At 46.8% G+C, this 25,459-nt stretch carries 23 protein-coding genes; 12 read left to right on the plus strand and 11 right to left on the minus strand.

The window, feature by feature from the left end:
* Positions 1-152: 152 nt before the first annotated feature.
* A complete protein-coding gene (recB, locus tag ACEPPX_RS08660; RefSeq protein ID WP_416623693.1) occupies positions 153-3,797 on the minus strand; it encodes an exodeoxyribonuclease V subunit beta in 3,645 nt (1,214 codons plus the stop codon).
* A 301-nt stretch (positions 3,798-4,098) separates the two neighbouring features.
* Between recB and ACEPPX_RS08665 the strand changes: the two genes are divergently transcribed.
* From ACEPPX_RS08665 to ACEPPX_RS08675, 3 genes are read left to right on the plus strand one after another with little or no spacing between them, the layout of a single operon-like run.
* Positions 4,099-4,776 carry a CsgG/HfaB family protein gene (locus ACEPPX_RS08665; protein ID WP_416623694.1) on the plus strand — a complete coding sequence of 226 codons (678 nt, stop codon included), beginning with the start codon at positions 4,099-4,101 and terminating at the stop codon, positions 4,774-4,776.
* Positions 4,777-4,808: 32 nt separating this feature from the next.
* Positions 4,809-5,165 carry a DUF4810 domain-containing protein gene (locus tag ACEPPX_RS08670; protein ID WP_416623695.1) on the plus strand — a complete coding sequence of 119 codons (357 nt, stop codon included), beginning with the start codon at positions 4,809-4,811 and terminating at the stop codon, positions 5,163-5,165.
* Positions 5,162-5,824, plus strand: a complete 663-nt coding sequence (locus tag ACEPPX_RS08675; protein WP_416623696.1) for a DUF799 domain-containing protein — start codon at positions 5,162-5,164, stop codon at positions 5,822-5,824. The genes ACEPPX_RS08670 and ACEPPX_RS08675 overlap by 4 nt, the downstream gene beginning before the upstream one ends.
* A gap of 95 nt (positions 5,825-5,919) precedes the next feature.
* On the opposite strand, the gene ACEPPX_RS08680 is transcribed toward ACEPPX_RS08675, so the two are convergent.
* On the minus strand, positions 5,920-6,564 hold the full coding sequence (locus tag ACEPPX_RS08680; protein WP_416623697.1) for a DedA family protein: 645 nt from the start codon (positions 6,562-6,564) through the stop codon (positions 5,920-5,922).
* Positions 6,565-6,762: 198 nt separating this feature from the next.
* Between ACEPPX_RS08680 and hda the strand changes: the two genes are divergently transcribed.
* The 6 genes from hda to ACEPPX_RS08710 all read left to right on the plus strand — a co-directional run bounded on the left by hda (position 6,763) and on the right by ACEPPX_RS08710 (position 11,732).
* On the plus strand, positions 6,763-7,431 hold the full coding sequence (gene hda, locus ACEPPX_RS08685; RefSeq protein ID WP_416623698.1) for a DnaA regulatory inactivator Hda: 669 nt from the start codon (positions 6,763-6,765) through the stop codon (positions 7,429-7,431).
* Complete coding sequence (locus ACEPPX_RS08690) at positions 7,428-8,096, plus strand: HAD family hydrolase (RefSeq protein ID WP_416623699.1); 669 nt, start codon at positions 7,428-7,430, stop codon at positions 8,094-8,096. The genes hda and ACEPPX_RS08690 overlap by 4 nt, the downstream gene beginning before the upstream one ends.
* A 12-nt stretch (positions 8,097-8,108) precedes the next feature.
* Positions 8,109-8,432: a divalent-cation tolerance protein CutA gene (cutA, locus tag ACEPPX_RS08695; protein WP_047761162.1), complete on the plus strand. Its 324-nt coding sequence runs from the start codon at positions 8,109-8,111 to the stop codon at positions 8,430-8,432.
* A gap of 108 nt (positions 8,433-8,540) precedes the next feature.
* Positions 8,541-8,924 (plus strand): aspartate 1-decarboxylase, encoded by a 384-nt coding sequence (panD, locus tag ACEPPX_RS08700; protein WP_047761163.1) that lies wholly within the window; start codon positions 8,541-8,543, stop codon positions 8,922-8,924.
* A 124-nt stretch (positions 8,925-9,048) separates the two neighbouring features.
* Positions 9,049-9,915: an ATP-binding protein gene (locus ACEPPX_RS08705; RefSeq protein WP_416623700.1), complete on the plus strand. Its 867-nt coding sequence runs from the start codon at positions 9,049-9,051 to the stop codon at positions 9,913-9,915.
* Positions 9,916-10,106: 191 nt separating this feature from the next.
* On the plus strand, positions 10,107-11,732 hold the full coding sequence (locus tag ACEPPX_RS08710; protein ID WP_416623701.1) for an ABC-F family ATPase: 1,626 nt from the start codon (positions 10,107-10,109) through the stop codon (positions 11,730-11,732).
* Positions 11,733-11,820: 88 nt separating this feature from the next.
* On the opposite strand, the gene ACEPPX_RS08715 is transcribed toward ACEPPX_RS08710, so the two are convergent.
* The 4 genes from ACEPPX_RS08715 to ACEPPX_RS08730 form a co-directional block, all read right to left on the minus strand.
* Positions 11,821-12,282: a hypothetical protein gene (locus ACEPPX_RS08715; RefSeq protein WP_416623702.1), complete on the minus strand. Its 462-nt coding sequence runs from the start codon at positions 12,280-12,282 to the stop codon at positions 11,821-11,823.
* Positions 12,283-12,294: 12 nt separating this feature from the next.
* The gene (locus tag ACEPPX_RS08720; RefSeq protein ID WP_416623703.1) at positions 12,295-13,242 is read right to left on the minus strand and encodes a hypothetical protein; all 948 of its coding nucleotides are present in this window, start codon (positions 13,240-13,242) and stop codon (positions 12,295-12,297) included.
* On the minus strand, positions 13,235-13,828 hold the full coding sequence (locus ACEPPX_RS08725; protein WP_416623704.1) for a hypothetical protein: 594 nt from the start codon (positions 13,826-13,828) through the stop codon (positions 13,235-13,237). Before ACEPPX_RS08725 ends, ACEPPX_RS08720 begins: the two co-directional genes overlap by 8 nt.
* Before the next feature lie 101 nt (positions 13,829-13,929).
* Positions 13,930-14,265 (minus strand): hypothetical protein, encoded by a 336-nt coding sequence (locus ACEPPX_RS08730; protein WP_416623705.1) that lies wholly within the window; start codon positions 14,263-14,265, stop codon positions 13,930-13,932.
* 279 nt (positions 14,266-14,544) lie between these two features.
* Here ACEPPX_RS08730 and radC point away from each other — a divergent pair, with 279 nt between their 5' ends.
* Entirely contained in the window at positions 14,545-15,219 is a 675-nt protein-coding gene (gene radC, locus ACEPPX_RS08735; RefSeq protein ID WP_416623706.1) for a RadC family protein, read from the plus strand.
* Positions 15,220-15,244: 25 nt separating this feature from the next.
* Here the strand turns inward: radC and ACEPPX_RS08740 are convergent, their stop codons facing one another.
* From ACEPPX_RS08740 to ACEPPX_RS08755, 4 genes are all read right to left on the minus strand, one after another.
* The gene (locus ACEPPX_RS08740) at positions 15,245-16,480 is read right to left on the minus strand and encodes a uracil-xanthine permease family protein (protein WP_416623707.1); all 1,236 of its coding nucleotides are present in this window, start codon (positions 16,478-16,480) and stop codon (positions 15,245-15,247) included.
* 538 nt (positions 16,481-17,018) lie between these two features.
* On the minus strand, positions 17,019-18,008 hold the full coding sequence (locus ACEPPX_RS08745) for an MDR family oxidoreductase (RefSeq protein ID WP_416623708.1): 990 nt from the start codon (positions 18,006-18,008) through the stop codon (positions 17,019-17,021).
* A 255-nt stretch (positions 18,009-18,263) separates the two neighbouring features.
* Positions 18,264-18,989 (minus strand): phosphoadenylyl-sulfate reductase, encoded by a 726-nt coding sequence (locus ACEPPX_RS08750; RefSeq protein ID WP_416623709.1) that lies wholly within the window; start codon positions 18,987-18,989, stop codon positions 18,264-18,266.
* 135 nt (positions 18,990-19,124) lie between these two features.
* Positions 19,125-19,466, minus strand: a complete 342-nt coding sequence (locus ACEPPX_RS08755) for a hypothetical protein (RefSeq protein ID WP_416623710.1) — start codon at positions 19,464-19,466, stop codon at positions 19,125-19,127.
* A gap of 148 nt (positions 19,467-19,614) precedes the next feature.
* Between ACEPPX_RS08755 and cysG the strand changes: the two genes are divergently transcribed.
* Complete coding sequence (cysG, locus tag ACEPPX_RS08760) at positions 19,615-20,997, plus strand: siroheme synthase CysG (RefSeq protein ID WP_416623711.1); 1,383 nt, start codon at positions 19,615-19,617, stop codon at positions 20,995-20,997.
* A 222-nt stretch (positions 20,998-21,219) separates the two neighbouring features.
* On the opposite strand, the gene ACEPPX_RS08765 is transcribed toward cysG, so the two are convergent.
* Positions 21,220-22,989 (minus strand): ABC transporter ATP-binding protein/permease, encoded by a 1,770-nt coding sequence (locus ACEPPX_RS08765; RefSeq protein WP_416623712.1) that lies wholly within the window; start codon positions 22,987-22,989, stop codon positions 21,220-21,222.
* 233 nt (positions 22,990-23,222) lie between these two features.
* On the opposite strand from ACEPPX_RS08765, the gene ACEPPX_RS08770 reads away from it, so the two are divergent.
* Complete coding sequence (locus tag ACEPPX_RS08770) at positions 23,223-25,439, plus strand: TonB-dependent receptor (RefSeq protein WP_416623713.1); 2,217 nt, start codon at positions 23,223-23,225, stop codon at positions 25,437-25,439.
* Positions 25,440-25,459: the final 20 nt, after the last annotated feature.

The following is a 25,459-nucleotide window of genomic DNA, read 5'->3' on the forward strand; positions in this document are numbered from 1 at the left end:
CCTTTTATTTTGGTAGGCAGCTTTATTATTTAATCGGTAACCGCACGCGCGGACGTATTGATTTTCAAATGATCGGCGGTATTCCGAAAGCACGGTCACATTTAGCCCGCCGGATTTAGGTCGGATCAAATATATATTGATGGAATATGAAATCAAAGCCAGGGCGCAAGATCGGCCGTATCGATATCCCAAGACCATACGCCGTTGCCGTTATTGTTCAGGCCGCGTAAAAACAGATAGCGGACAGCAACCGTTTGCAGCGGGCGGCCACGTTGTTTGAAATAACGCGCAGTGGCAATGGCGTAAATGAGGGCTTGAAGATAATAGTGGTGCTCGGCCATGGCGGCATCCATATTCTCTGCGCTGTAATCATTGCTGCTATTGCCTAAGTGATTGGATTTGTAGTCGATAATGCAGACATGGCCGTCTGAATCCTGATAGACCATATCGATAAAGCCGTTCAAAAAACCTTTTACATCGCTGAAGTCGAGTAGTGCGGCGGCATCAATGCACACCTGCGGCAAACATATGTGGTCTTGGGCCAACCATGTTCGGATATGCGGTAGTTTGAAATCCTCCATGTGCAATACAAACCCCATTTCGGGCAAACGCTGTTTGGTTGGTATATCGGCCAAGGCGTATTTCCCCGTGAGCTGTGTTCGGCGGGTATGTTCGAGCATGGACGCAATAGAAGAATACCAATACTCCGCATCAAAGCTGTGTTTGGCTAACGTGGTGCGGATAAATTCAGTTTGTTCGACGGCGGAAAGATTGAAATTAAATTTCTCAAGTAGTTCATGCAGGCAGATACCGGCAGCCGCACCGCGTGGGAAATAGAAGATGCTGTCGGCTTCGGCAGTATCGGTGCCGGATACGGGCAGGTTGGACAAGCCTGCTTCGGCGGGGTCGAGCGCGGGTTGCAGTTCGCTGTATTCGTAGTCGTGGGCGCGGGTGGTTCTGCTTAAGCCGGTAAAGCTGGTATGTCGGATAAATTCGAATATGCGTTCAGGCAGAATATGTGCCTGATAGTTGCCTCGTGTGCTGTTGTTTGCGTGGTAAACGGCGGGAGGAGGGATATCGTTGCATAAGGCAATACCGCTATCGGGGTGTTTTTGCACAAAGCTTTGCCAATTCCGATAAAGCATCTGCATTTCTCCGGCGGCTTTGTTGCTTTTTCTTTCGGCCATATATGCAGCGGCCGTGTCTTCGCGGCTTGTTTGCGGCGTACCTTCCAATAAATAGGCAAAAGTATTATCGGGCGTATTGTTGCAATAGCCTGCATAGATGGTTAGCTGTTCCGCAGCACGGGTAAGGGCTACATATAAAAGACGCAGGTTTTCCGAGGCGGTTTCATCGGCTAATTGTTGTTCGTTGCTGCTGTCGAGCTGGTGTTTGGCCAGTAATTCGGTGCCGCCGGAGGGCGTGTGTAAAACCTGCCAATCATCCGGAGTGTTTTTAGCCGCATCCCAAATAAAAGGGCAGAACACCAGCGGATACTCCAATCCTTTTGAGGCATGGATGGTGACGATTTTGACCAGTGCTTCGTCGCTTTCCAAACGTAGGATGTTGCTTTTGGCAGATTTACCGCTGTGTGCGCTTTGAATTTGTGCCTGAAGCCATTGGAGCAGTGCGGCGGGCGTGTGGCTTTGTTCGTCTTCTTCGGCCAGTTTTTCCAGAAGCTGATGATAATTAGTAAGGCTGCGTTCGTTACCGGAGGCAAGCAGATGGGTTTCTATGCCGTGGCGGGAGGCAAAAGCCTGCATGGCGGCGTAAAAACCGTGTTGTTGCCATTGTTGTGCGGCCGTTTCGGCCGAATGTATCCACTCGGATAATTCGGCTTCGCTTTGGTTTAGGGTGTGTAGGTCGGCAGCAGTAAAACCGAAAAGGACGCTGCTCAATACAAATCTTAAAAGCTCGGTACGTTGGGGTTGAAGCCAAAAGGAGATCAGAGCCGCAAGGGCAGCGGCCTCTTCGGCTGCAAATACCGAATCGTGGTAGATTAATACGCTCTGAACGTTTCGGGCTTTGAGCGCTCCGGCTATCATATGCCCTTCGTTGTGGGTGCGTACAAGCACGGCGATATGGCCGGATTGCAGCGGCTCTCCTTGAAAGTTCAGACGGCCTGTTTCGGCTTGGTTTAGGATGCCGGCGATTTCATCGGCACAATAATCGGCCGCCCTGCGGCGTAGGGCTTCTTTACTGACGGCTTCGGTTTCGTTGCCGTGCAGCCAGCGGATGCGGATGGCATTTTGCGGCGGATCCAGCCTGCTTTCGTTACGTTGCGCGCGGACCTCTGCAAAATCAAGGTCTTCGAGTACAAACGGGCGTTGCTTTTGGTTAAATAATGCGCTGATGCCGTCTACCAAGGCCGTGTGGCTTCGATAGTTTATATCGAGCGTATAGTGATATTCGGCATCTTTGGCTGCCTGCAGATAGGCATAAATATCGGCACCGCGAAAGCTGTAAATAGCCTGTTTGGGGTCGCCCACCAAAAACAGAGGGTTGCCGTGCCGGATAAAAATATCACGGAAGATGCCGTATTGTAGTGGGTCGGTATCTTGGAATTCGTCTATCAGGGCTACTTGCCAGTTCTCTGCTACCGTTTTTGCAAAGGTCTGTCCAAGAGGGCTTTCGTTGAGGGCATTGTGGACATCAATCAGCAGATCATCAAAGTCGCGTTCCCGGTTGGATTTTTTGTATTCGGCCTGTGCCTGGTTAAGGTAAACCAGCATATCTATTTGCAAGGCGGTGAGAACGGCCGTTGCGGCTTCTTCGCGCGCTGTTTTCAGACGGCCTAGTTCGGCCAATATATGCAGTTGCTTAAATGCTTCGTGGTTGGCAGTTTGGCCTTTCTTTAGCTTACTTTGTAGTATTTCGGCATCCAGATCAGCCAATTTGCCTTTGGAATCTCCGGGAATCAGACCGTTATCAGCCGCATATTGCAATTCGGCGAACAGTTCTTTAAATGTGCTTTCACGGTAGCTGTTACCGTTTAGCGTAGGACGGACATTCCAGAAAATACGGATAAGTTCGGGCAGTCGGTTGCGGACATCCCGCCAGCAGGTGTGTAATTCCGCTTCAATTTTATCTAAGTCGGCATTGGGCCGTCTGAAATTCAGATGGGGGCGGTTGAGAAACCGGCGTAATGATGCCAGCATGTTTTGCGGAGTATATTTGTGTTCATATACCAAACGTGCCAAGGTGGGATTGTTCGCAATACGGGTGCGCCAAAAATCTTGGGCGGGTAGAAGTAGGCGCTCGTCGTTTTGCTCGGTAAGCTCGGTATCGAAGGGTACTTGGCATAGAAAAGCGTAATCGCGCAAAAGCCGTTGGCAGAAACCGTGTATGGTGAAAATGGCCGCACTGTCGAAATCGGCAATGGCGGCTTTCAAACGGATAACCAGCCGAGGCAGGTTTTCTTTTTTCAAAGCTTCGGCAAGCAGCTTGAATATAAAATCATCGAGAGCCTCTTCTTGCCGGCGGTATTGCCGGTAGAGGGTGTGCAGTGCTTGATAGTCGGTATCGTGACGGATCAGTTCGATGCCGGGGGTTAATGTTTCCAATACTTCTAATGCGTCTTCCAACCGTGCGCGCAGGCGGGTTTTCAGTTCGGCGGTGGCAGCTTTTGTGAAGGTAACGACTAAGATTCTTTCCACAGCCATTTTCTCAAGCACAATCAGGCGGGTAAAAAGGGCTGCTATGCCGTAGGTTTTACCAGTGCCTGCAGAGGCTTCGATCAGGTTGGTTCCTTCGATGGGAATAGTCAGTGTGTTGAAGGGGTGGGTTTGGAACATCATATGAAAAAATCAATATAGTGGCTGGCAGAATTATATAGATAATCGGTTTTCAATACTGTTATGTATCGAATTATTTTTTAGAAAGCATGGTTATGAGCGGCTGCATTGGCTGAAGCTGAAAATTAATTTGTAGAATATTGGGCTTTAATTCAATTCCGGACAATCATGATGATTTGTCTGTTTTGGCACATACCGCATATAATAAAAAATTGAATCTCAAAAAAAATAGTTTTTCAGGCCGTCTGAAAAGTATAGGCGATTCAGATGGCCGGATACTCAATATAAGATAGAAAGGTATAAAATGAAGCAGTTTTGTGTAAAAACCTTACTCCTTACCACAGTATTTGCATTGGGTGCATGTGCCACCGAATCTTCGCGCGTATTGGAAACCGCGCAAGTGGCAGGTGCGGCTACCGCGGCACAATATCAAGGTGTGCGCAGCCCGATTGCGGTAGGTAAGTTCGACAACCGTTCAAGCTTCCAGCAAGGTGTGTTTTCAGACGGCGCAGACCGTTTGGGTAATCAGGCAAAAACCATTTTGGTAACCCATTTGCAGCAAAGTGGCCGCTTTAATGTGCTTGACCGCAGTAATATGGCGGAAATCAAAGCGGAAGCCGGTATCCGGGGGCAGGCACAAGCGTTGAAAGGCGCGCAATATGTGGTAACCGGTGATGTAACTGAGTTTGGCCGTAAGGAAGTGGGTGATCACCAATTGTTTGGCATCTTAGGCCGCGGTAAAACCCAAGTGGCTTATGCTAAAGTGAATTTGAATGTCGTGAACGTTTCCACTTCGGAAGTTGTGTATTCGGCTCAAGGAGCAGGGGAGTTCGCGCTTTCCAACCGTGAGATTATCGGTTTCGGCGGTACGGCCAGCTATGACTCTACTTTAAGCGGTAAAGTGTTGGATTTGGCCGTTCGTGAGGCAGTGAATAAATTGGTGGCCGGTATCGATAGCGGTATGTGGCAGCCGGCGAAGTAAGCATCTGACGGAGATCAAGGGAGATAGGGAAAATGAAAAAAATACTCTTGCTGCCGCTGGCTGCGATGCTGGCTGCGTGCGGTACGTCGCAACAGACTCTATATCACTGGGAAAAATACCCCGATACCGTTTATCAAGGTATGCAGGGGAAAAAATCCCCTGATCAGCAAGTGGCTGAATTAGAAAATTATTTAGAGCAGGCTAAATCTAAAAACAAGGCGGTTGCTCCCGGCGTATATGCCCAGTTGGGTATGCTATATGTAGAAATGGGGCGAGGCGAGCTGGCTGCAAAGGCATTTAACGAAGAAAAGGTAAGATTTCCCGAGTCGGCGCAATTTATGGATTTTCTATTGAAAAACAAATCAGCCAACCAAGGAGCCGGTAAATGAATACGTTGTGTATATGTGCAGCGGCTTTAGCTGCAGCTTTATTGGCGGGCTGTGCGAACCAGGCCGTGCCTCATGACTATAGTGCCTTTAAAGCCAGTAATCCGCGTTCTATTTTAGTATTGCCGCCGGTAAACGAATCGCCCGATGTTAATGCGGTGAACGGCTTTTTGTCGCAAACCACTTTACCTTTGGCCGAAGCTGGCTATTATGTATTTCCCGTGGCGGTAGTGCAGCAAACTTTCCGACAAAACGGTTTGGATCATTCTGCGGATATTCACGCTGTTCAGCTCAGTAAATTGCATGAAATTTTCGGAGCGGATGCAGTGCTTTATCTTAAGGTGAAACAATACGGTACCAGCTATAAAGTATTGGTAAGCGATACCCGTGTAACTGCTGATGCAATATTGGTTGATGCTCGCAGCGGCCAAGAGTTGTGGCGCGGAGAGGCGACTGCTTCCAGTACGGAAAATCAGAGTCAGCAAGGATTACTGGTTATGTTGGTACAGGCAGCAGTTCAGCAGATTGCCAGCAATATTGGTGATAAAAGCTATGAAATCGCCGGAATAACCGCACAGCGCTTACTCAATGCAGGCGGCTCGAAAGGTATTTTATATGGACCGCGCTCGCCTTCTCATTGGAATCAGAAGCAAGAGAAGTAAACAACCTTCTATTAATCAAGCTAATAAAAAAGCCGCTTGCCTATAGGTAAGCGGCTTTTTTTAAGTTGGTTGTGCGTATTTGTTTGGGCTGGCTTCTATTCGTTGGTTTGACCTGAGCGACGGGCCCGGATAATTTCGATAATACCTGGCAATATGGAAATAACGATAATCGCGGCCAATACCAAACTAAGGTTGTTTTTGACGATCGGTAGATTTGCGAAAAAATACCCAGCGTATGAAAAAGAGACTACCCATAAGACCGCGCCGATAACGTTATAGTGCAGAAAGCGGCCGTAATGCATATCACTCATGCCTGCAACGAAGGGGGCGAATGTGCGTACAATCGGTACGAATCGGGCGATAATGATAGTCTTACCGCCATGTTTTTCATAAAAACGGTGGGTTTTTTCCAGATAACTGCGGCGGAAAATTTTGGAATCGGGATTGGCAAACAATTTTGCGCCGAAATACTTGCCGATCATGAAATTAACCGCATCGCCTACAATAGCGGCAATCAGCAGTAGCAGCACCATCACATGAATGTTCATACCGCCCACAGCAGCAATACCGCCTGCCGCAAACAATAATGAATCTCCGGGTAGGAAAGGAGTAACCACCAAGCCGGTTTCACAGAAAATAATTAAAAACAAAATGGCATAAATCCATAGCCCGTACTCTGCCGACAATGCGGCCAGATGTTGGTCGATATGGAGAATAAAATCAATAATGGTACTGATCACGGTGTTCTTTCAGATATAAATATGAAATATTTGTTGTAAAGCCCCAAGCAGGCTTTCAGACGGCATAGCTTGTATAAAAGTTCATCATTTTAAGCGAAAAAAGTAGTCGCGCCAAATCAGCCGCCTATACGGCGCAGCTTGCCGCTGAACGTTGAAACAACGTACAATCAGATGTTTTCCAGTCTACCGGTTAGCCTTGTGAACCAGCTGATTTTTGATTTTTCCGCCGATGCTTATCCGGCATTTGATAAGTTTTTGGGTACCGTCAATGCAGAGCTTGTGCATGTACTGCAACAGCAGCACGGCCAGTTTATTTATGTTTGGGGGCAGCCGGGGTCGGGGAAAAGCCATTTGTTGCAGGCATGGATAGTACAGGCTTTGGCGGCAGGTTACCGTGCCGCTTATATTGATGCGGCCCGTATGCCGCTTACCGAAGAAGCATTTGATGCCGATTATCTCGCCATCGACCAAGCGGATAAGCTAGGTGATGAAGAGCAGGCTTTATTATTCAGCATATTCAACCGATTCCGTAACAGCGGCAAGGGCTTCTTGCTGCTTTCCGCAGATGCGCCGCCGCAACGGCTGATGATTCGGGAAGACTTACGCACACGCATGGGTTATTGCTTGGTATATGAAGTCAAACCGTTGACTGATGAGGAAAAAATCAATGCTTTGATGAGCATGGCGGCGGCGCGTCAGATTACCGTGGAGCCTGAAATTTTCGAATACCTGCTGAACCATTGGCGCCGAGATATGGACAGCCTGATGCAGATGCTCGATACGCTCGACAGCTACGCGGTTACATTGGGTAAACGCATCACCCTGCCGTTGTTGCGCCAACTTTTAAAACAACAGGAAGCCGAATGAAAAACCTCGCCATTTTCGACCTCGACAATACATTAATCAACACAGATTCCGATAACACCTGGCCGCAATACCTGATGAAAAAGGGTGTGGTGGATGCAGAGTTTGTGCGTATCAAAAACGATAAATTTTATCAAGACTACAAAAATGGCTGTCTCGATATAGATGAATTTTTAAAATTTCAGTTAGAGCCGTTAAGCCGCTTCGATATGGAAGAATTGGCGCAAATGCACCGTGAGTTTACACAGGAGTTTATCCTGCCGCATATTAGCCCGATGGCAAAAATGCTGGTACAAAGCCACCGCGACGCAGGCGATGAATTGTTAGTCATTTCTTCGACCAATGAATTTATCATTACCCCGATTTGCCATTTGTTCGGCATTGAAAATATTATCGGTACGCAGCTTGAAGTCGGTACGGACGGCCGCTATACCGGCGCATATATCGGTACGCCCAGTTTGAAAGAGGGTAAAATCACGCGCTTAAACGAATGGCTTGCCAAGCGCGGCGAAAGCTTCTCCAGCTACGGAAAAATCTATTTTTACAGTGATTCAAAAAATGATTTACCGCTGCTGCGCATTGTTTCTGATCCGGTAGCTGTGAATCCGGACGAGGAACTGCAAAAAGAAGCAATGGCCAACGGTTGGCCGGTTTTAAACTTTATGTAAGGTATCCAGCCTGTGGCACATTTCAAACCGGTTATTATCACCACCACCGCTCCGAATCTTGATGAAGCGCGCCGGATAGGTGCGGCTTTATTGGAAAAAGGTTTGGCGGCGTGTGTTCAATATGAAAGCATCACCAGCCATTACTGTTGGCAGGGGGAAGCGGTTTGCGAAGATGAAATCCGCATTACCATTAAATCTGCCCGCTGCCATTATAAAAAGGTAGAAAAAACTATTTTGCGTTTGCACAGCTATGAGTGCCCGCAGGTTCTGATGCAGCCTGTGCATAGAGGGTTTACTCCATATCTGGTATGGGCAAAAGCGGCTTTGGGTTTATAATACAGGCCGTTTGAAAGCGTGTATAATCCGGCAGTATAGATTTCAGACGGCCTCAGATGCCGTCTGAATGCTTTAAAAGATTGAATTTGATTTAGCAGAAAGAAAACCATGTTCCGTACCATGTTAGGCGGCAAAATTCATCGTGCAACCGTTACGGAAGCCGATTTGAATTATGTCGGAAGCATTACGATAGACCAAGACCTGCTTGATGCCGCAGGTATCTGTGTGAATGAAAAAGTACAAATCGTCAATAACAACAACGGAGCCCGCCTCGAAACCTATACCATTCCCGGCGAGCGTGGCAGCGGTGTGATTTGCTTAAACGGCGCAGCCGCGCGTTTGGTTCAGAAAGGCGATATCGTGATTATCATGTCGTATGTGTTGATGAGCAATGAAGAAGCGCAGAAACACGAGCCGAAAGTGGTATTGGTGAACGAGCACAACAAAATCCGCGGTATTATCCATTATGAACCGCCGCATACGGTGTTGTAGAAAAGAGTTCACTAAAGGCCGTCTGAAAATGATGTTTCAGACGGCCTTTTCTTGTTTATATCTGTTGCACACTGCATAATCGTTGGCTGTATATTCAAGTGATGCCGTCTGAAAAGGAATATGTATGAAACCCGCTAAATTTTTCAAACTTGCCGCCTCGGTGTTAAAGTGTCTCGATGCTTTGCTGCCCCCTGAAACTGCCGAACCGGATTGGCAGGCATTGGCTTTTCGCTGGCAAACGGTGGGTAGGAGCGGTATTTTGGAAAGTTTGCCGCAACCGCATACTTTCCCTTTGAGCCGCTTGGCTGCGGTGGATAATCAAGTACAGCGGTTGGTACGTAATACCGAACAGTTTCTTGAAGGCCGGCCGGCTAATAATGTATTGATGACCGGTGCACGCGGTACGGGTAAATCTTCACTGGTTAAAGCTTTGCTGCACGAATACGCAGGGCGGGGGTTACGATTGATTGAGGTGGATAAAACCGATTTGGTAAGTTTGCCCGCCTTATTGCCGATATTATCGAAGCGGCCTGAGAAATTTATTGTTTTTTGTGATGATTTATCATTTGAAAGCGGTGAAGATACTTATAAAGCTTTGAAAACCGCATTAGACGGTGGTTTGTCGCAACGTTGTGCCAATGTTTTGGTTTATGCCACTTCCAATCGCCGCCATTTGATGCCGGAATATATGGATGAAAATACTGCCGTAACCGGTATTCGCGGGGAAGTGCATCCGAAAGAGGCGGTAGAAGAAAAAGTATCTCTTTCCGACCGTTTCGGTTTGTGGTTGAGTTTTTATCCGTTTGATCAGAATGATTATTTACAGGCTGTTGCCAATTGGTTGGATGAGTTCGGTTTGCCGCTGGACGATACCGCCCGCCAAGCTGCTTTGAATTGGTCGTTGATGCGCGGCAGCCGCTCGGGGCGGACGGCTTGGCAGTTTGCCTGCGATTGGGCAGGACGTTTGCCGCGGCAGCGGGTGTTGGATTAAGCATTCAGACGGCCTGTTGAGATAATCGTTAACTAGGCAGATAAGGCGGCAGGGTTAGTATGAATATGGTACAATCGATGCCGATTTGAATAATTTGGGAAAGCTCCGAAGCGACCAGTTCAAAGCCTTACCCTTATCGGTAAGCAGAGCGGTAGCTGGCGGGGCTTTCCGTTGCATAAGGTTGATATAAAATGATTTCTACTAACGGCATTACCATGCAGTTCGGCGCCAAGCCGCTGTTTGAAAATGTGTCTGTGAAATTCGGTGAGGGCAACCGTTACGGCCTGATCGGTGCCAACGGTTCGGGTAAGTCCACATTTATGAAAATCCTAGGCGGTGATTTGGAACCGACCAGCGGCGAAGTAGCGATTGAAAACGGTGTACGCTTGGGTAAATTACGGCAAGACCAGTTTGCCTACGAAGATATGCGCGTGTTAGACGTAGTGATGATGGGGCATGTAGAAATGTGGGCGGCCATGACGGAGCGTGACGCTATCTATGCCAATCTTGATGCTACCGAAGACGATTACATGCGTGCTGCCGAATTGGAGGCCAAATTTGCCGAGTACGACGGCTATACTGCCGAAGCGCGTGCTGCCGAATTGCTCAGCGGCGTAGGTATTTCTGAAGATTTGCATAATTCTCTGATGAGTGAAGTTGCTCCCGGTTTCAAACTGCGCGTTTTGCTGGCGCAGGCGCTGTTTTCAAAACCGGATGTGTTGCTGCTCGACGAACCAACCAACAACTTGGATATCAATACTATCCGTTGGTTGGAAGGTGTGTTGAACCAATACGATTCCACAATGATTATCATCTCACACGACCGCCACTTTTTAAATGAAGTGTGCACTCATATGGCTGATGTCGATTACAACAGCATCACCATTTATCCGGGAAATTACGATGATTATATGTTGGCTTCGGCCCAATCACGCGAACGGGCAATGAAAGACAATGCGAAGGCCAAAGAAAAGCTGCAAGAGCTGCAAGAGTTCGTGGCGCGGTTTAGCGCCAACAAATCTAAAGCCCGTCAAGCTACAAGCCGTCTGAAACAGGCAGATAAGATTAAAGCAGAAATGGTAGAAGTGAAGCCTTCTACCCGCCAAAACCCGTATATCCGCTTTGAAACTGATGAAAAAGCCAAATTACACCGTCAAGCCGTAGAGGTAGAAGGGCTGAGCAAACGTTTTGAAACCCAATTGTTTAAAAACCTCAACTTTATGCTGGAAGCCGGTGAGCGATTAGCGATTATCGGCCCTAACGGTGCAGGTAAATCTACCCTTCTGAAATTGTTGGCCGGCGCATTTGACGCAGAGTACGGTGAAGGTGTAGAAGCCGATGCAGGCACGATTAAATGGGCGGAAAAAGCCAATGTGGGCTACTATCCGCAAGACCATGAAAACGATTTCGATGTTGAGATGGACCTCACCGAATGGATGCGCCAATGGGGGCAAGAAGGTGATGACGAACAAGTAATCCGCGGTACCCTCGGCCGTTTGCTGTTCGGCAGCAACGATGTCGTAAAGCAGGTGCAGGTACTCTCGGGCGGTGAAAAAGGCCGCATGCTGTACGGCAAACTGATTTTGCTCAAGCCGAACGTATTGGTGATGGACGAACCTACCAACCATATGGATATGGAAAGTATCGAGTCGCTGAATATGGCTTTGGAAAAATATAAAGGTACGCTGATTTTCGTATCGCACGACCGTCAGTTCGTATCTTCTTTGGCCACTCAGATTATCGAGTTGGATGGTAAAGGTGGTTATGAACATTATTTGGGCGATTACGAAAGCTATTTGGATAAAAAAGGCGTGTAATTATCTGATGGTTTGAAAAATGCCGTCTGAAACTTTGGTTTCAGACGGCATTTTTATATGCAATATATTTTTTTAAGCGGAGGTAATTTTATTTTTGAGTAAAACTGTTTATTTGTTCTTGTAAGAGAATTATCTTTTGAAGGTTATCTTGCTCCAGTTGATTTAGCTGTTTCAACTCAGGAAAAGTATAGGTTGATAAAAATTTTATAGCCTCCTCAGATTCTTTTTTCATTGTGGATAGCTGTTCTTGAATATTAGCTATTTCCAAATCAATATTACTGTTATTTAGATTCAGTATTTCATTACTTAATTCATTAAGATTTTGTTGTTTTGTTTCTGCTATTTTTTTACGCTCAGCATAATTGTAATATTGTAATAAGATAAATTTATTATTATCTATATCACTCAAGGAGGTTGAGCTTGTATCCCAATCTGAGGGATCAAGGGTTTGGTTGTTTATAATATAAACTTGGGCATATATATTTGTAGATATGGTAATTAAAAAAAAGAAGAGCCATTTTTTTAATTTATTGTTTTTTTTATAATGCATCTTGTCATTCTCCTAGCATTCTTGGCTGCGTACTTGATAGGGCTTTAAGAATTTATCAAGTAATTCGTATACGCCTTTATCTATCATTTCTTTAATAGCGGCAGTTTTAGGATCTGAAACTTCAACAGAGTAATCAAGCCCGTAATCTTTCGTGCCAATCAGTCTGAAAAAGTTATTTCCGGTTTTTATGGTATAAATGGCATTTGTCAGATTAATACTGGCTAAATCACCTGTTTGGGTTCTTACGATGGCCCCTGTCCATGAGTCGATTAATCTTAGATTAATCGTAGTCGTAATCATACTTACGTCATGTCTGAACTGATATTGGTAGATATCTGCAGCAATACTGCGCTTACTGGGTAATACGTCGCTTTCGTCATATTGGATAATTGCCCCGCTGATATAATAATTAGAGGGAAATAATACACCTATGGGTAAATGTTGGAGAGTAGTCATAGTTGCAGCAAAATTTTGAATAATACCCGGCTGCATTCCATAGCGAGGATCTAGAAAGTTATTGCGAGAATCTGCTAAACCATCTGGGGAAAGTGGCGTTTCCAACACATCAAAATGTTTGAAATGTACTAATGAATCCATCACCATATCTGATAATACGGTTGAATTTGTATCAAAAATTTTCCCGGTTTTATCACGGATAGGCGCAACAGACATACGGAACCGGCTATTATTTTTTAGTTGTCCTGATTTTTGTGCCGCAATAGTTTGAGCATCAAAAAAATCTTTATGTAAGTTGCTTAAACACTCTAGTTTTTTTCCATAAAAAGTACGGTCGGTTGAAATTTGCTTAGAGCGCTCGTCAGCTACTTTTTGTTGTTTTTGAAGACTTTTTTCTGAGCGGTAATGAGCACGGGATAGTTCTAAGTCAGTTGTCGTACAAGCACTCAACGCAAGCGCAGTGGCCGCTGCGATAATAGAAGTTTTTAAAGAAGTATTAATCATTTGCAATAGCCTCGAAGTAATTATTACCCCGGATTTCTACGGTAATATTATTTTCATCGTCCTTGCCGGATCCTGTACATACAACACCTGCGCAAGCAGATGCGCCGCCGGAAGATTTGGCACGGACGGTGGTGTTTTGTGCTTTTACGCGAACATTATTAACTTTCACTCGAGAGGTGGAGTTCCCGTATTTTTTGCCGTTTTCAATAATGATGATTGCCGCATCGCCGTCGCTATTGTCTTGTCTATATCCGTCACTAATAATGCGGGTGTTTTGAACTAAAATATTTTTATTTTTAGGATTTTGAATTTGTATGAGCGGTTGCTTTGTGCCGGGTTTAGATACAATAGTACCTCCTTGAACGACAATATTATTACCATTTTGAATAATCTTACCGTCCTTCAACCCGTTTATTTTTATAATTTCCTTGTTTTTAGTTTGTGAACTAGCCGAATTCTGGGATTGAGTAGCTTTGGGTTGGCTTGCCGAACCTTTGTTGGTAATCGAACTAGGAGCTGCCATAGCTAAATTGGATATAGCCAATATAGTGGCAGCGAATTTGAATATTTGAATTGCTTTTGCCATTTTATGTTCCTATTGTGGCTAGTTTTTGAACACCAATTAAGGAAACACAAGTCAGTATTTTTCATGCAGATACTGCATACTGACTTGTGTTTAAAAATAAATTATTTATTAATCACTCCGCCTGCATATGCGGCACCACCACCGCTTGCTTTGGCTTTAGCCTTAATCGTACTATTTTCGATTACGCCGGTAGTTACGCTAAGTTTTACACCTTTCATATCAGGTGATGCGCTAATTACACCACCGGCCATGGCTTCAGAATCTTTTCCGCTTGCCTCGGCAGTAGCATCAATGGTGCTGTTGGTAATTACTCCTGTTGTAACATTCCCTTGAGCTCCGGCGACAGCACCAAGCACACTCGCAACATCTCCGATCCCTCCTGCTTGCACCGCAGCAGTCATAGACATAGCCAATAGAAACAGAGTAATTTTTTTCATGATCAAATCCTTTGAAATTTAAAGATTAAAAACTTGGGTACCGGTAATTGAGGTGCACCTAATTACGTTAGTAAGATATGTTGCTCTAAAAAGAAGTTCAATTAATAAAATTACAGAAAGATTTTACGGATGTTAACAATTGATTTTATTGAAATTAAAATAGATGTTCTATTATTGAAATAATAACCTTGTGTGTAGTCATCTATATAATATATTGGTGTTTTCGATAAAAATTTATGATGTTATAATAATTTATATTATGAAATTTATGATAAATAAATGAGCATCAAACAATGGCCTCAAGGGGAGAGGCCGCGTGAAAAATTATTAGAGAGAGGGGCTGCCGCGCTTAGCGATGCGGAACTGCTGGCAATTTTGTTGCGCGTCGGTACGCGTGGAATGAGTGCAGTGGATTTGGCACGCTATCTGTTGGGTGAGTTTGGCAGTTTGGGTAGGCTAATGAATGCGGATCAGCGCGAGCTTTCGGCTTATAAAGGCATGGGGCCAGCTAGCTATACCCAATTTGCCGTGGTACGTGAAATCGGGCGGCGTGTGTTAAGTGAAGAACTATCGGAAGAAACGGTATTTAACCACCCTCAGGCCGTAGCGGATTTTTTACGTTTACAGCTCGGACATGAAAAAGTAGAGGTAACGCTGGCCTTGTTGTTGAACCAACAGAACCGGTTAATTTGTCTGCGTGAATTAGGAAGGGGGACGGTAGCGGAAAATACCGTATATATCCGAGAGGTGGTGAAATTGGCTTTGGAAAACCATGCCAGTAGCTTGATTATTGCGCACAACCACCCGGGCGGGTTACCGGAACCTTCGAATGCGGATATTGACTTTACCCGCAGATTGCATCAGGCATTGGCACTGGTGGATGTGCGCTTGTTGGATCATTTTGTGATAACGGCGAGTCAGGCTGTATCCTTTGTCGAACGAAGGCTGCTTTAAGCCGTTCTACGCTTTATTGGTGCTGTTAATCCGTGGTTTGTGTCTCTTCGCTACCGGCAGTTTCATTAGGCAACAGCCAGTTTAAGGCAATAGCCAAGATAGCGCACAGGCCGACACCGGCAAAGCTCATATTACCGAATTTCATCACCATGCCGCCTACGCCGGTAGTCAGTACGGAGCTGACAATTACTAAGTTTTTGGGTTGCATCAAATCAACTTTTGCATCAATCAGTGTTTTTAGGCCGAGCGAGGCAATGGTGCCGAATAGAAGAATCATCACGCCACCCATTACCGGTAGTGGAATAGAGGCCAGAAATGCATTGAATTTACCGAAAAAAGCCATGGCAATCGCGAAAACGGCGGCCCAAGTCATGATTTTGGGATTGCTGTTTTTAGTGAGCATGACCGCACCGGTTACTTCTCCGTAAGTTGTTACGGGCGGACCACCGATTAAACCGGCGGCGCATACGCCTAGGCCGTCGCCGGCAAGTGTTTTGTCTAAGCCCGGATCTTTGGCATAGTCTTTACCGGTTACTTTTCCGATCGCCATTACCCCGCCGATATGTTCAATAGCGGGTGCAATCGCTACCGGCAGCATAAATAGGGCTGCATGCCAGTTAATTTCGGGCGTAATGAAGTGGGGCACGGCAAACCATGGTGCTTCTATAATCGGAGTGACATCAACCAAGCCCATGATTAAAGCGACAATATAACCTGATACTACACCGATCAAAATCGGGATCAATTTCATCATTTTGCTGCCGAATACAGCTACTAAAACGGTAATGGCAAACGTAAAACCCGATAGCAAGAGAGATTGGCTGTATTCCATCACCTGATTGCCGCCTGATTGTCCCATGGCCATTTGGCTGGCAACAACTGCTACCGACAAACCGATCACCATAATAACCGGCCCGATAACTACGGGAGGAAGCAGTCGGTTAACAGCAGCCAAACCGCGCCATTTAATCAGTGCGGCAAAAACAAAATACATAAAGCCTGCGGCGAACAAGCCGAACATAGTGGAAGGCAGCCCCCATTCGGCAATTGCGTAAATGATCGGGGCGATAAAGGCAAAAGAAGAGCCGAGGAAAATCGGCACTTTACGCTTGGTAACTAATTGGAACAATAGAGTACCGATACCTGCTCCCAATAGAGCCATTGCCGGATTCAAGCCGGTAAGCAGCGGTACCAAAACCATTGCGCCGAAAGCCACAAAAAGAATTTGTGCGCCCGAAACGGCCATTTTGAGTTGTTGCATGTTAATTCCTGTTAACAATCTTAATAAACGGTGTGGATTATAACGCTGTGTGTTGATTTTGTATGTAGCATTCCGTTTGTATAAAAAGATTTGCCTGTTAAAAAAGGAATATAGTGGCGATTGGGGTATGCGTTTTTTAGCAATATTTATATTAAATATTTGATTTTAAATGATTATTATTCTATTTGACTGATGATGTTATTTTACGGATAAGGCCGTTTTTGAATTTTGTGGAGCTTATCGGCTACAGAAAATATGACGAATTATTGCATTAGTGTCGTATTGCTGATGTGACTATAAGAAAAATGCTGTCTGAAATGTTTTAGGCGGCATTTTTTATGTATATCAAGATGAAGATAACGATGGATGTAACCTACGTTTTTCAGACGGCCTTACAGATAATTTAATTGGTGTTGCCGAATAAATGAAAATTTATTGTTTATTTAGCCATTAAATGAGGTTATTTATATGATTAGCCAATAAAACCTAGGCAGATTACATATGCAAAGCCGCCTTGTAGGCGGCTTAGGGCGGATTTTTAGGCGTTGACATTAATCACGGTACGTCCGCGAATTTCCCCTTTGAGGATACGTTGAGCCACTTCTACAGCTTTCCCCAGCGGATATTCATTGATCATTTCAGCCAGCTTGTCGCGGTCAAGGTAGCGTGCCAAACCCTCCCAGGCAAGGCGGCGTTTTTCGACAGGGACATATACGGAATCGATGCCGGCCAAAGTGACGCCGCGTAAGATAAAGGGCATTACGGTCATTACCAAATCAGCACCTTGTGCCAAGCCGTTACAGGCTACTATGCCTCCGTAACGGGTTTGGGCGAGAATATTGGCCAGCGTGTGGCTGCCTGCCGAATCAATGGCGGCGGCCCAGCGTTCGCGAAGAAGAGGTTTGGATGACGGGGCATCTAATTCGCTTCGGTCGATGATTTCGTTTGCCCCCAATTTGTGCAGATAATCGGCTTCGTGTATGCGACCTGTGGATGCGGTTACACGGTAGCCCAGTTCGGCCAATAATGCCACGGCAACCGAACCGACACCTCCGCTGGCTCCGGTAACCAATACTCCTCCTTTATCGGGTGTTGTGCCGTGTTGCTGCAAGGCCAATACGCCCAGCATGGCGGTATAGCCTGCGGTACCGATTGCCGCGGCCTCTCGCGTTGTAATACTGTCGGGCAGTTTGATCAGCCATTTGGCCGGTACGCGCGCAAGCTGTGATAAGCCGCCGTGATGGGTAAAACCGAGATCCCAGCCGTTGGCAGTAACGCGGTCGCCGGCTTTGAAATCAGGGTGGGAAGACTCTGTTACCGTACCGGCAAAATCAATACCGGCAATCAGCGGAAAACGGCGTACGACGGGTGATTTATGGGTGAGCGCCAAGCCGTCTTTATAGTTGATCGTACTGTATTCTACGGCTACGGTTACTTCACCTTCGTCTAAATCGTGCGGTTCTAGAGTCACGATTTCGGTTTGCCGGTCTGCTTCGGTTTGGCTGAGGTAGATGGCTTTAAACGGCATAACGGCTGCTCCTTAATGCGGGTAGACATAGGTAAAGATATTTTGATTCTGCCTTGAACAGCAATGAATAGCAAGCGTATTGAGGGAGAAATAACTTCATGCCGGGGCGTTTAAGGTTTGTTAGCTACTCGGTGGTATCAGGTGCATGAGCTGAGCAGGGCATGAGATAAGCAAAAGAAAATAACAGGCGGCCTGATGGATAAATATATGGTTAGTTATCGTTTTCAGACGGCCTGATGGTGAAATTAGCGGTGTTTATTTGTGTAAACCGCATTCTTTGCTGTCACGGCTTTCCCACCACCAGCGGCCTGCTCGAATGTCTTCACCTTGTTTGACCGGGCGGGTGCAGGGTTCGCAGCCGATGCTGGGGTAGCCTTGGTTATATAAATCGTTTAAGGGGATTTGATATTTGTGCGCATAGGCCCAGACATCTGCTTCTTCCCAATCGTAAATCGGATTGAATTTGGCAATTTTTCTGATCTGGTCGTGTTCTTCAAAATTTAGATCGGTTCGGGTGGAGGATTGGCTGCGGCGTTGGCCGGTAAGCCAGGCAGGTGCGTCGGATAGGGCACGGTTGAGCGGTTCGATTTTGCGTATATGGCAACATTGCTTGCGCTTTTCGATACTTTCATAAATGGCAGAAATACCGTAGTCGTGATCGAATGAGGCGGCAGCTTTTGCTTGCGGATGGTATACCTCGATAGGAATGCTGTAACGCGTATTGGCGATATCAATCAACGCTTCGGTTTCGGGGTTGAGTTTGCCTGTATTTAAGGTAATGATACGCAAGGGTAACGACAAACGGGCGATTTGATCGGTAATTACCATATCTTCCACCGCCAGACTCGATGCGAATACGGCCTGCGGATAGCGCTCGGCGATTTCCTGTAGGCGCGTTGCGAGAGAAGCTTCTAAAGCGGTTAGTCGGTTTTCATCAGCGGTATGACTGGTGGGGACTTGCCAAAGTTGTGGTTTGCTCATGATGTCGGCCCAGTTATCGGTATTGAATAACCGTATTTTCAGCCGCAAAGATGCAGTTGGGAAAGAATGGTTTTTTATGTACTTATAACTAAAAGGTTTATCATGTGTTTTGCTTGTATATACAAAAGCTGTTGCTTAATATTTCTCACATTTGATATCTTGGTTTCTGCAAAAAATTTCAGATTGCTCTGCTTTGCAGGCGCGGCTGACTTGCAGGCGGGCAAGCCCTTCGTTTTCGGAAGCGGCTTCATAAGTTTTACCGAATGGAGAAGTGCGGCATGTATATACATTGCGCACGGCTTGGCGGTTTTCAATCACAATCCGCTGTGTCTTGTTTTGTTGTTCTAAAAATTGAATGCGGCGGCTTAGTTCTGCAACTTGCTGCTCCAAGCGGGCGATGCGTAAATTGTCGGAATCAGCAAAAGCGCTATAGGGCATCATCAAGGCAGTTAAAGTTAATAAAAAAGCTTTTTTCATAAATAAACAAGAATTAATAAAACGCAAAATTATAACATTCCGCATATAACGAAATCTGCTAAAGAAAGTAAAAAAGGTTCTTTCCGCTGTGTTTCAGACGGCCTTAATATAAAAGTGATTGAGACTAATTGAACCATTAAGGCATACGATGAACCATTACCCGATTTATACCGATTTAAAAGGCCGCCCGGTGTTACTGGCCGGTGCGGGCCATGTGGCAGAACGAAAAGCCGAAAGTCTGTTGGCGGCCGGTGCGCGTGTACGGGTGGTGGCGGAAACCTTAAACGAGCATTTTCGGAAATGGCATGCTTCGGGTGTAATTGAATGGTTGGGTACAGCGTTTCACGAATCTTTGCTGCAAGGGGTGTTTCTGGTAGTAGCGGCAACCGATGATCATGCGCTCAACCGCCATATTTTCGAGGCAGCCGAAGCTTCTGGGAAATTTTGCAATACTGTAGACCAGTTGGATTTGTGCTCTTTTATTGTGCCTGCCGTAATTGATCGCAGCCCGATACAGATTGCCGTATCTAGCGGCGGCAGTGCGCCGGTGTTGGCGCGCAAATGGCGGCGGCAGATAGAAACGCTGATACCGCAGCACACAGGAAAAGCAGCAGCTTTGGCCGGGAAATGGCGTAGCCGCGTGAAGGCGCAAATAGCCGATATGAGTAGCCGCCGCCGTTTTTGGGAAAACCTTTTTGACAGCCGTTTTGATACTTTGGTCGCGCAAGGTAAAAAAGAGGAAGCCGAAGCCGAATTGCAGGCACAGTTGGAAGGTGCGGGAGCACAGCAGGGCGAGGTGGTATTGGTGGGTGCGGGGCCGGGCGATGCGGGTTTGTTGACGCTTAACGCATTACAAGCCATACAGGCGGCGGATATCGTGTTTTACGATGCTTTGGTTTCAGAGGAAATCCGCGCCTTAATCCGTAAAGATGCCGACAAGGTGTGTGTGGGTAAACGGGCAGGACTGCATCAGGTACAGCAGGAACAAACCAATGCTTTGCTGGTGGAACATGCTTTGGCCGGCAAACGGGTGGTGCGTTTGAAAGGCGGAGATCCGTTTGTGTTCGGGCGAGGTGGCGAAGAGGCGCAAGTATTGGCGGAGAAAGGGATTCCGTTTCGTGTAGTGCCGGGTATTACCGCTGCTTTAGGGGCAACCGCTTATGCCGGTATTCCGCTAACGCATCGTGATTGTGCGCAAACCGCACTGTTTATCACCGGGCATTGCCGTCCGGATGGTTCGGAGCTGCATTGGCAAACGCTGGCACGGGGCAACCAAACGTTGGTGATCTATATGGGTACGATTAAGGCGGCGGAAATCACAGAGCAATTAATCGCACACGGACGTGCTGCGGATACGCCCGTGGCAGTGGTATCTAACGGTACCTTACAAAAGCAAAGCGTGCGTACCGGTATTTTGGCCAATCTGCCCGAATTGGCGGCGGCAGCCGAGCGGCCGGCTTTGATGGTGATTGGCGAAGTGGTTGCCTTGCGTGAGGAATTACGCTGGTTTGCCGATAACGGTGAAAATTAAAGTATTTATTTTTACAACATGATAAGGTATTTATAAGATTTCCATGGCTAAGGTTGGAGGCCGTCTGAAAATATCGGCAGCAAAAAGCAGGCATTTAAGCCTGCTTTTTTCTATGCGCGCTCCGTTTTTCAATTAGCTAATATTTTTCAGACGGCCTTACTATACCTAAGGGTAAATCCATAAAAAGCGCATAAACACATTGGATTGCATTATGCGGAAAGTTTATGTGCAAGCCGTGGTGTCGACCTCCAAACGGCGGTTATGGAATGCTGCCAGCGTTCCGCGGTGGCCAATGCTGACCATCATACTGTCGGGCAGGCGGGTGCGTATCAGACGGTAAAGATAGGCTTCGGTATCTTCGTCCAGCGCACTGGTGGCTTCATCGAGCAGTATTGTTCCCGGGCGGCTGAGCAGAATGCGGACGAAAGCGATACGTTGCAGCTCGCCCGGAGAAAGCCGCTGTTGCCAGTCTTCGATGTCATCCAACTTCTCAACCAGATGAGACAGGCGGCATTCGGTTAAGGTCGCCGCTAAACCGGTATGTTGCGGGTTGATGTTTGGATAGCATACCGCTTCTCGCAAGCTACCTTGAGGCATGTACGGGTGTTGCGGCACAAACAGCATACCGCTTTGGGCTGGGCGGCGTATCAGGCCGCTGCTGCCAAATGGCCATAAACCTGCCATTGCACGCAATAATGAGGTTTTGCCGCAACCGCTGGGGCCTTGTATCAGCAATGCATCGCCTTTTCGGATATGAAAGTCGAGCTGGCTGAGTAGAGCTTCGCCGTTATTGCGGTATATGGAGAAACGGCTTAATTGCAGGCCGTCTGAAATTTCTTCGATATCCGCTTGAGAAATGGTTTGCGTTTTGCCAAGGCTGGTGAGAAAGCCGCTTAAGCGCTCCAAACGTGCACGATAAGCGGTGAATTGTTCGTAAAAATTGCGGAAAAACGACATGGCTTTCTGTAATCTGGCGAATGACTGTACGGTTTGCTGCATATCGCCGATTTTGATTTGCCCGGCAAAAAAACGAGGAGCTTGCAGCATAAGCGGCAGCAGTTGCATACATTGTGAAAAGATATCGTTGAAGCCGCTTAAGGTAACGCTTTGGCGGGCAATGCGCCAGCGATTGCGGATAATTGAGGCGAAGCGTTGCGAGATTTGGCGGTGTTCGCGCCATTCTCCGTTGTAAAAGGCAATGCTTTCGGCATGGTCGCGTATACGGATTAACGAGTAGCGGTAATTGCCGTTAAGTTTTTCATTGTCGTAATTGGAGCGGATAAGCGGACGGCCTATCCACATGGCGGCGGCGGTAGCCAGCAGAATGGCAGCATATACGAAAAAAACGATACCGCGCGGAATTTCAAAGCCGAGTATGGGCAGCGTGCCGGCCAATCCCCATAAAACAAGGGTGAATTCTATGGTGGAGATAATCGAATTGAGCATGCCGCGTACGAATTCTATGGTTGAAACAATAAAGTCTTGAGCATCTTGCTGAATGCGTTGGTCGATATTGTCGGGCGTATGCCGCTGCATTTGCAGGCGGTAATAGTTTTTATCCGATAACCAACGGCGGGTGAGTACGCCGTTAAGCTGTTCCGACCATTTAATCGCCAGAGCCTGGTCCAGAAAGTCGTTAAAAATGCCGTTTACTGCGCGTATGAGCATTACTGCGGCATTAATCGAAACCGCTGTCCAGAATACGGCTGCCAGTTTGTCTTGCAGGGCACTGTATGCACTGTTGTAGAGGAAAGTATTTAAAACGAACAGGCGTATTTCGGTTAGCAGCAACAGTATCATCAAAGCAATCATAAAAGCTGCTTTTATACTGATTTTACGGTTGAGGCAGGGGCGGAGTATCTGCCAGAATTGTTGGCCGAAGCGCGTTTTACCGATACAGAAAATGATGATCACCAAGGCTGCCGTGACACCGCCAAATGTTTGTAGCAGCCATAAAGGCGTTGCATAAAGTTCGATTTGCCATTTTTGCATAAAAATTTCACAAGGCCGTCTGAAAATGTTTCAGACGGCCTAAAAAATGTCTGTTGAAGCGGGAGTTACTATTATTTTTAATAAAACAAAGGGTTGTTAAAAAAGCTAAGCAACCGTGGGAAAAGGCGTTGTTTTCGAATTATAATGCGAAAATCTTATGTAAATAAATATGATTATCAAAATTAATTTATTTTAAAGAAATAATATTGAATAAACTTTCAGAGATTTCAGCTATGAAAAAACAAACACAAGGTTTGGCATTGCTGCCTTTTTTAGTATGTCAGGCATTGGCATATGCAGAAACAGAGCCGGCGGAAGCAGGAAAAGTGCAACTGGATACCGTGGTGGTTAAGGCAAAATCGGCAAAGTCGTTTTCGATTGCCAGTGACGGAGATTTACAGGACCGTGTCAATCTGGGTTTGTTGGGGCGGGCAAATGCTTTTACCGTACCGATTACCGTGGTGAATTACGATGAGAAAATGTTGGAAAACAATGCTGCCCGAACTTTGGTGGATGCGGTGGCACAGCGTGATGCTTCGGTGATGCAGTTCGGAGGAGAAAGTAACACTTTGCAAGGGCTGTATATCCGTGGTTTCCAACTTGATGCACGACAGTTCAGTGTTAACGGATTGTCGGGTATGTATGCTTACCAAAGTTCGCCCACGGCGGCAGTCGGCTCAGCACAGCTGATTAAGGGAGCCAGTACTGCCATCGGCGGTATGGATCCTGAAGGCGCGGTTTCGGGAGCGGTGAATATTGAAACTAAAAAGGCGGCCGATGAAGGCAGTCGAAAAATCGGTATCGGCTATTTCAGCGACAGTCGGGCACAAGGTACGTTTGACTTGGGGTGGCGTTTCGGTAACGCGAAAGAGTGGGGTATCCGTACCAACGGCACATTTCGGCACGGTGATACGGCCCGTGAAAATTATCAGGAAGACAATAAAGAGTTTGCCCTTAATACCGACTATCGGGGTGAGAAACTCCGTGTGGCATTGGATCTGATGCAGGCCGAACGTAAAACTACAGGTGCGCGCGCTCGTTTCCAAGATTTGCAAAATTTGCAATTTTCTTTGCCGAAAGCACCCGACGGAACAACCAATCTGGTACCGGGCTGGCAGGCGCAAACCACCCAAGACCGCACCGCTATGCTGACTTTCGGATACGATACCGATTGGCCGGTACAGTTTTCAGGCGGCATCGGCTATAGCCGCTCGAATTATCAAGGTAACTTTGCGCAGCTTACCGCCCTTAACGAAGCCGGGGATTATTATGTGGGGACGGCTAGAAACGGTTCTCGTTTATCTGATCAAACCAGTAAAACCTTCAGTATGAATCTGACTGCCCGCGGTGAGCTGGAAACCGGTGATGTATCGCACAACTGGAGCGCAGCTTATGATCGTGTGCGCCGTTCGCGTTTGAATTATTGGGGCAGCGGATACGGCAACAGTATTGCTACCAATATTTATAACCCTTACGGCAACAGGGCATTTGGTGATACGGCTCCCGTATTGGCCGGGCTGAATGCCTTGCCCGATGTTCATTCTACTTATACAGCCAACAGCGTAGCGTTTTCCGATACATTGGGCTTTGCCGACAACCGCTACCGTTTGACTTTGGGCGGACGGATGCAATGGATCGGGCAGGAGGATAAGCCGCGTCGCACAAATAATGCTTATCAAAAGGCTTCTGCACACCGGTTCAGTCCGATGCTGGCAGCCGCATGGGTGCCGGGTAACGATTGGGTAGTTTACGGCAACTACATGGAAGATTTGGAACCCGGTGCGATTGACAGCGAGAGCGGTACGATGGCTAAACCGCGTGTAAGCCGCCAAATGGAAGTGGGTGTGCGTAAAAATTGGGGTAATGTGGTCACTGCTTTGAATGCTTTCCAAATTTCCCGTCCCGGTTATTGGCGAGGCAACAGCACTTCAGGTACGGATTTTGTGCGGATGAATGCCGTTGCAGGCGAAGAGCAGGGTAAAGAGCGTAATCGCGGTATCGAGTTCAATACCTATGCCAACTTGCTCAACCAAACACTGCGTCCGAGTTTTGGTTTGACGTATATGAAGGCCGACTTGATCGACTATCCGACTTACGCAGATAACTTGGTTAACGGCAGCCAAGTAGCCAGCCCGCGCGTGATTGCCAAAGCAGGCGTGGAGTGGGATTCTCCGTTTGCAGACGGCCTGACCTTAAATGGCAACGTGCAATATTACGGTAAGTCTTACCAAGATACACAACGGCAATATAAATTGCCTGGATATATGCTGGTGGATGTGGGTGCACGTTATACAACCATGTGGGCAGGTAACAAGTTGGTCGTTAGCGGAGCAGTAGAGAATCTGTTTAATAAAAATTATTGGCAGGTACAACGCGGTCAGTATGACCGCAGTTTTACCGTATTGGGCTTGCCGCGCACTTATTGGTTGAAAGCTTCTTTAGAGTTTTAAGCCTCGTCATGCGACCGGGC

The sequence above is a fragment of the Neisseria sp. S1 genome (assembly GCF_048060015.1).
Classification (GTDB): domain Bacteria; phylum Pseudomonadota; class Gammaproteobacteria; order Burkholderiales; family Neisseriaceae; genus Neisseria; species Neisseria arctica.

Coding starts and splice junctions, on each gene's coding strand:
- recB (WP_416623693.1), bottom strand. CDS start 3,797: ATGATGTTCCAAACCCACCCCTTCAACACACTGACTATTCCCATCGAA.
- ACEPPX_RS08665 (WP_416623694.1), top strand. CDS start 4,099: ATGAAGCAGTTTTGTGTAAAAACCTTACTCCTTACCACAGTATTTGCA.
- ACEPPX_RS08670 (WP_416623695.1), top strand. CDS start 4,809: ATGAAAAAAATACTCTTGCTGCCGCTGGCTGCGATGCTGGCTGCGTGC.
- ACEPPX_RS08675 (WP_416623696.1), top strand. CDS start 5,162: ATGAATACGTTGTGTATATGTGCAGCGGCTTTAGCTGCAGCTTTATTG.
- ACEPPX_RS08690 (WP_416623699.1), top strand. CDS start 7,428: ATGAAAAACCTCGCCATTTTCGACCTCGACAATACATTAATCAACACA.
- panD (WP_047761163.1), top strand. CDS start 8,541: ATGTTCCGTACCATGTTAGGCGGCAAAATTCATCGTGCAACCGTTACG.
- ACEPPX_RS08705 (WP_416623700.1), top strand. CDS start 9,049: ATGAAACCCGCTAAATTTTTCAAACTTGCCGCCTCGGTGTTAAAGTGT.
- ACEPPX_RS08710 (WP_416623701.1), top strand. CDS start 10,107: ATGATTTCTACTAACGGCATTACCATGCAGTTCGGCGCCAAGCCGCTG.
- ACEPPX_RS08715 (WP_416623702.1), bottom strand. CDS start 12,282: ATGCATTATAAAAAAAACAATAAATTAAAAAAATGGCTCTTCTTTTTT.
- ACEPPX_RS08720 (WP_416623703.1), bottom strand. CDS start 13,242: ATGATTAATACTTCTTTAAAAACTTCTATTATCGCAGCGGCCACTGCG.
- ACEPPX_RS08725 (WP_416623704.1), bottom strand. CDS start 13,828: ATGGCAAAAGCAATTCAAATATTCAAATTCGCTGCCACTATATTGGCT.
- ACEPPX_RS08730 (WP_416623705.1), bottom strand. CDS start 14,265: ATGAAAAAAATTACTCTGTTTCTATTGGCTATGTCTATGACTGCTGCG.
- radC (WP_416623706.1), top strand. CDS start 14,545: ATGAGCATCAAACAATGGCCTCAAGGGGAGAGGCCGCGTGAAAAATTA.
- ACEPPX_RS08740 (WP_416623707.1), bottom strand. CDS start 16,480: ATGCAACAACTCAAAATGGCCGTTTCGGGCGCACAAATTCTTTTTGTG.
- ACEPPX_RS08745 (WP_416623708.1), bottom strand. CDS start 18,008: ATGCCGTTTAAAGCCATCTACCTCAGCCAAACCGAAGCAGACCGGCAA.
- ACEPPX_RS08750 (WP_416623709.1), bottom strand. CDS start 18,989: ATGAGCAAACCACAACTTTGGCAAGTCCCCACCAGTCATACCGCTGAT.
- ACEPPX_RS08755 (WP_416623710.1), bottom strand. CDS start 19,466: ATGAAAAAAGCTTTTTTATTAACTTTAACTGCCTTGATGATGCCCTAT.
- cysG (WP_416623711.1), top strand. CDS start 19,615: ATGAACCATTACCCGATTTATACCGATTTAAAAGGCCGCCCGGTGTTA.
- ACEPPX_RS08765 (WP_416623712.1), bottom strand. CDS start 22,989: ATGCAAAAATGGCAAATCGAACTTTATGCAACGCCTTTATGGCTGCTA.
- ACEPPX_RS08770 (WP_416623713.1), top strand. CDS start 23,223: ATGAAAAAACAAACACAAGGTTTGGCATTGCTGCCTTTTTTAGTATGT.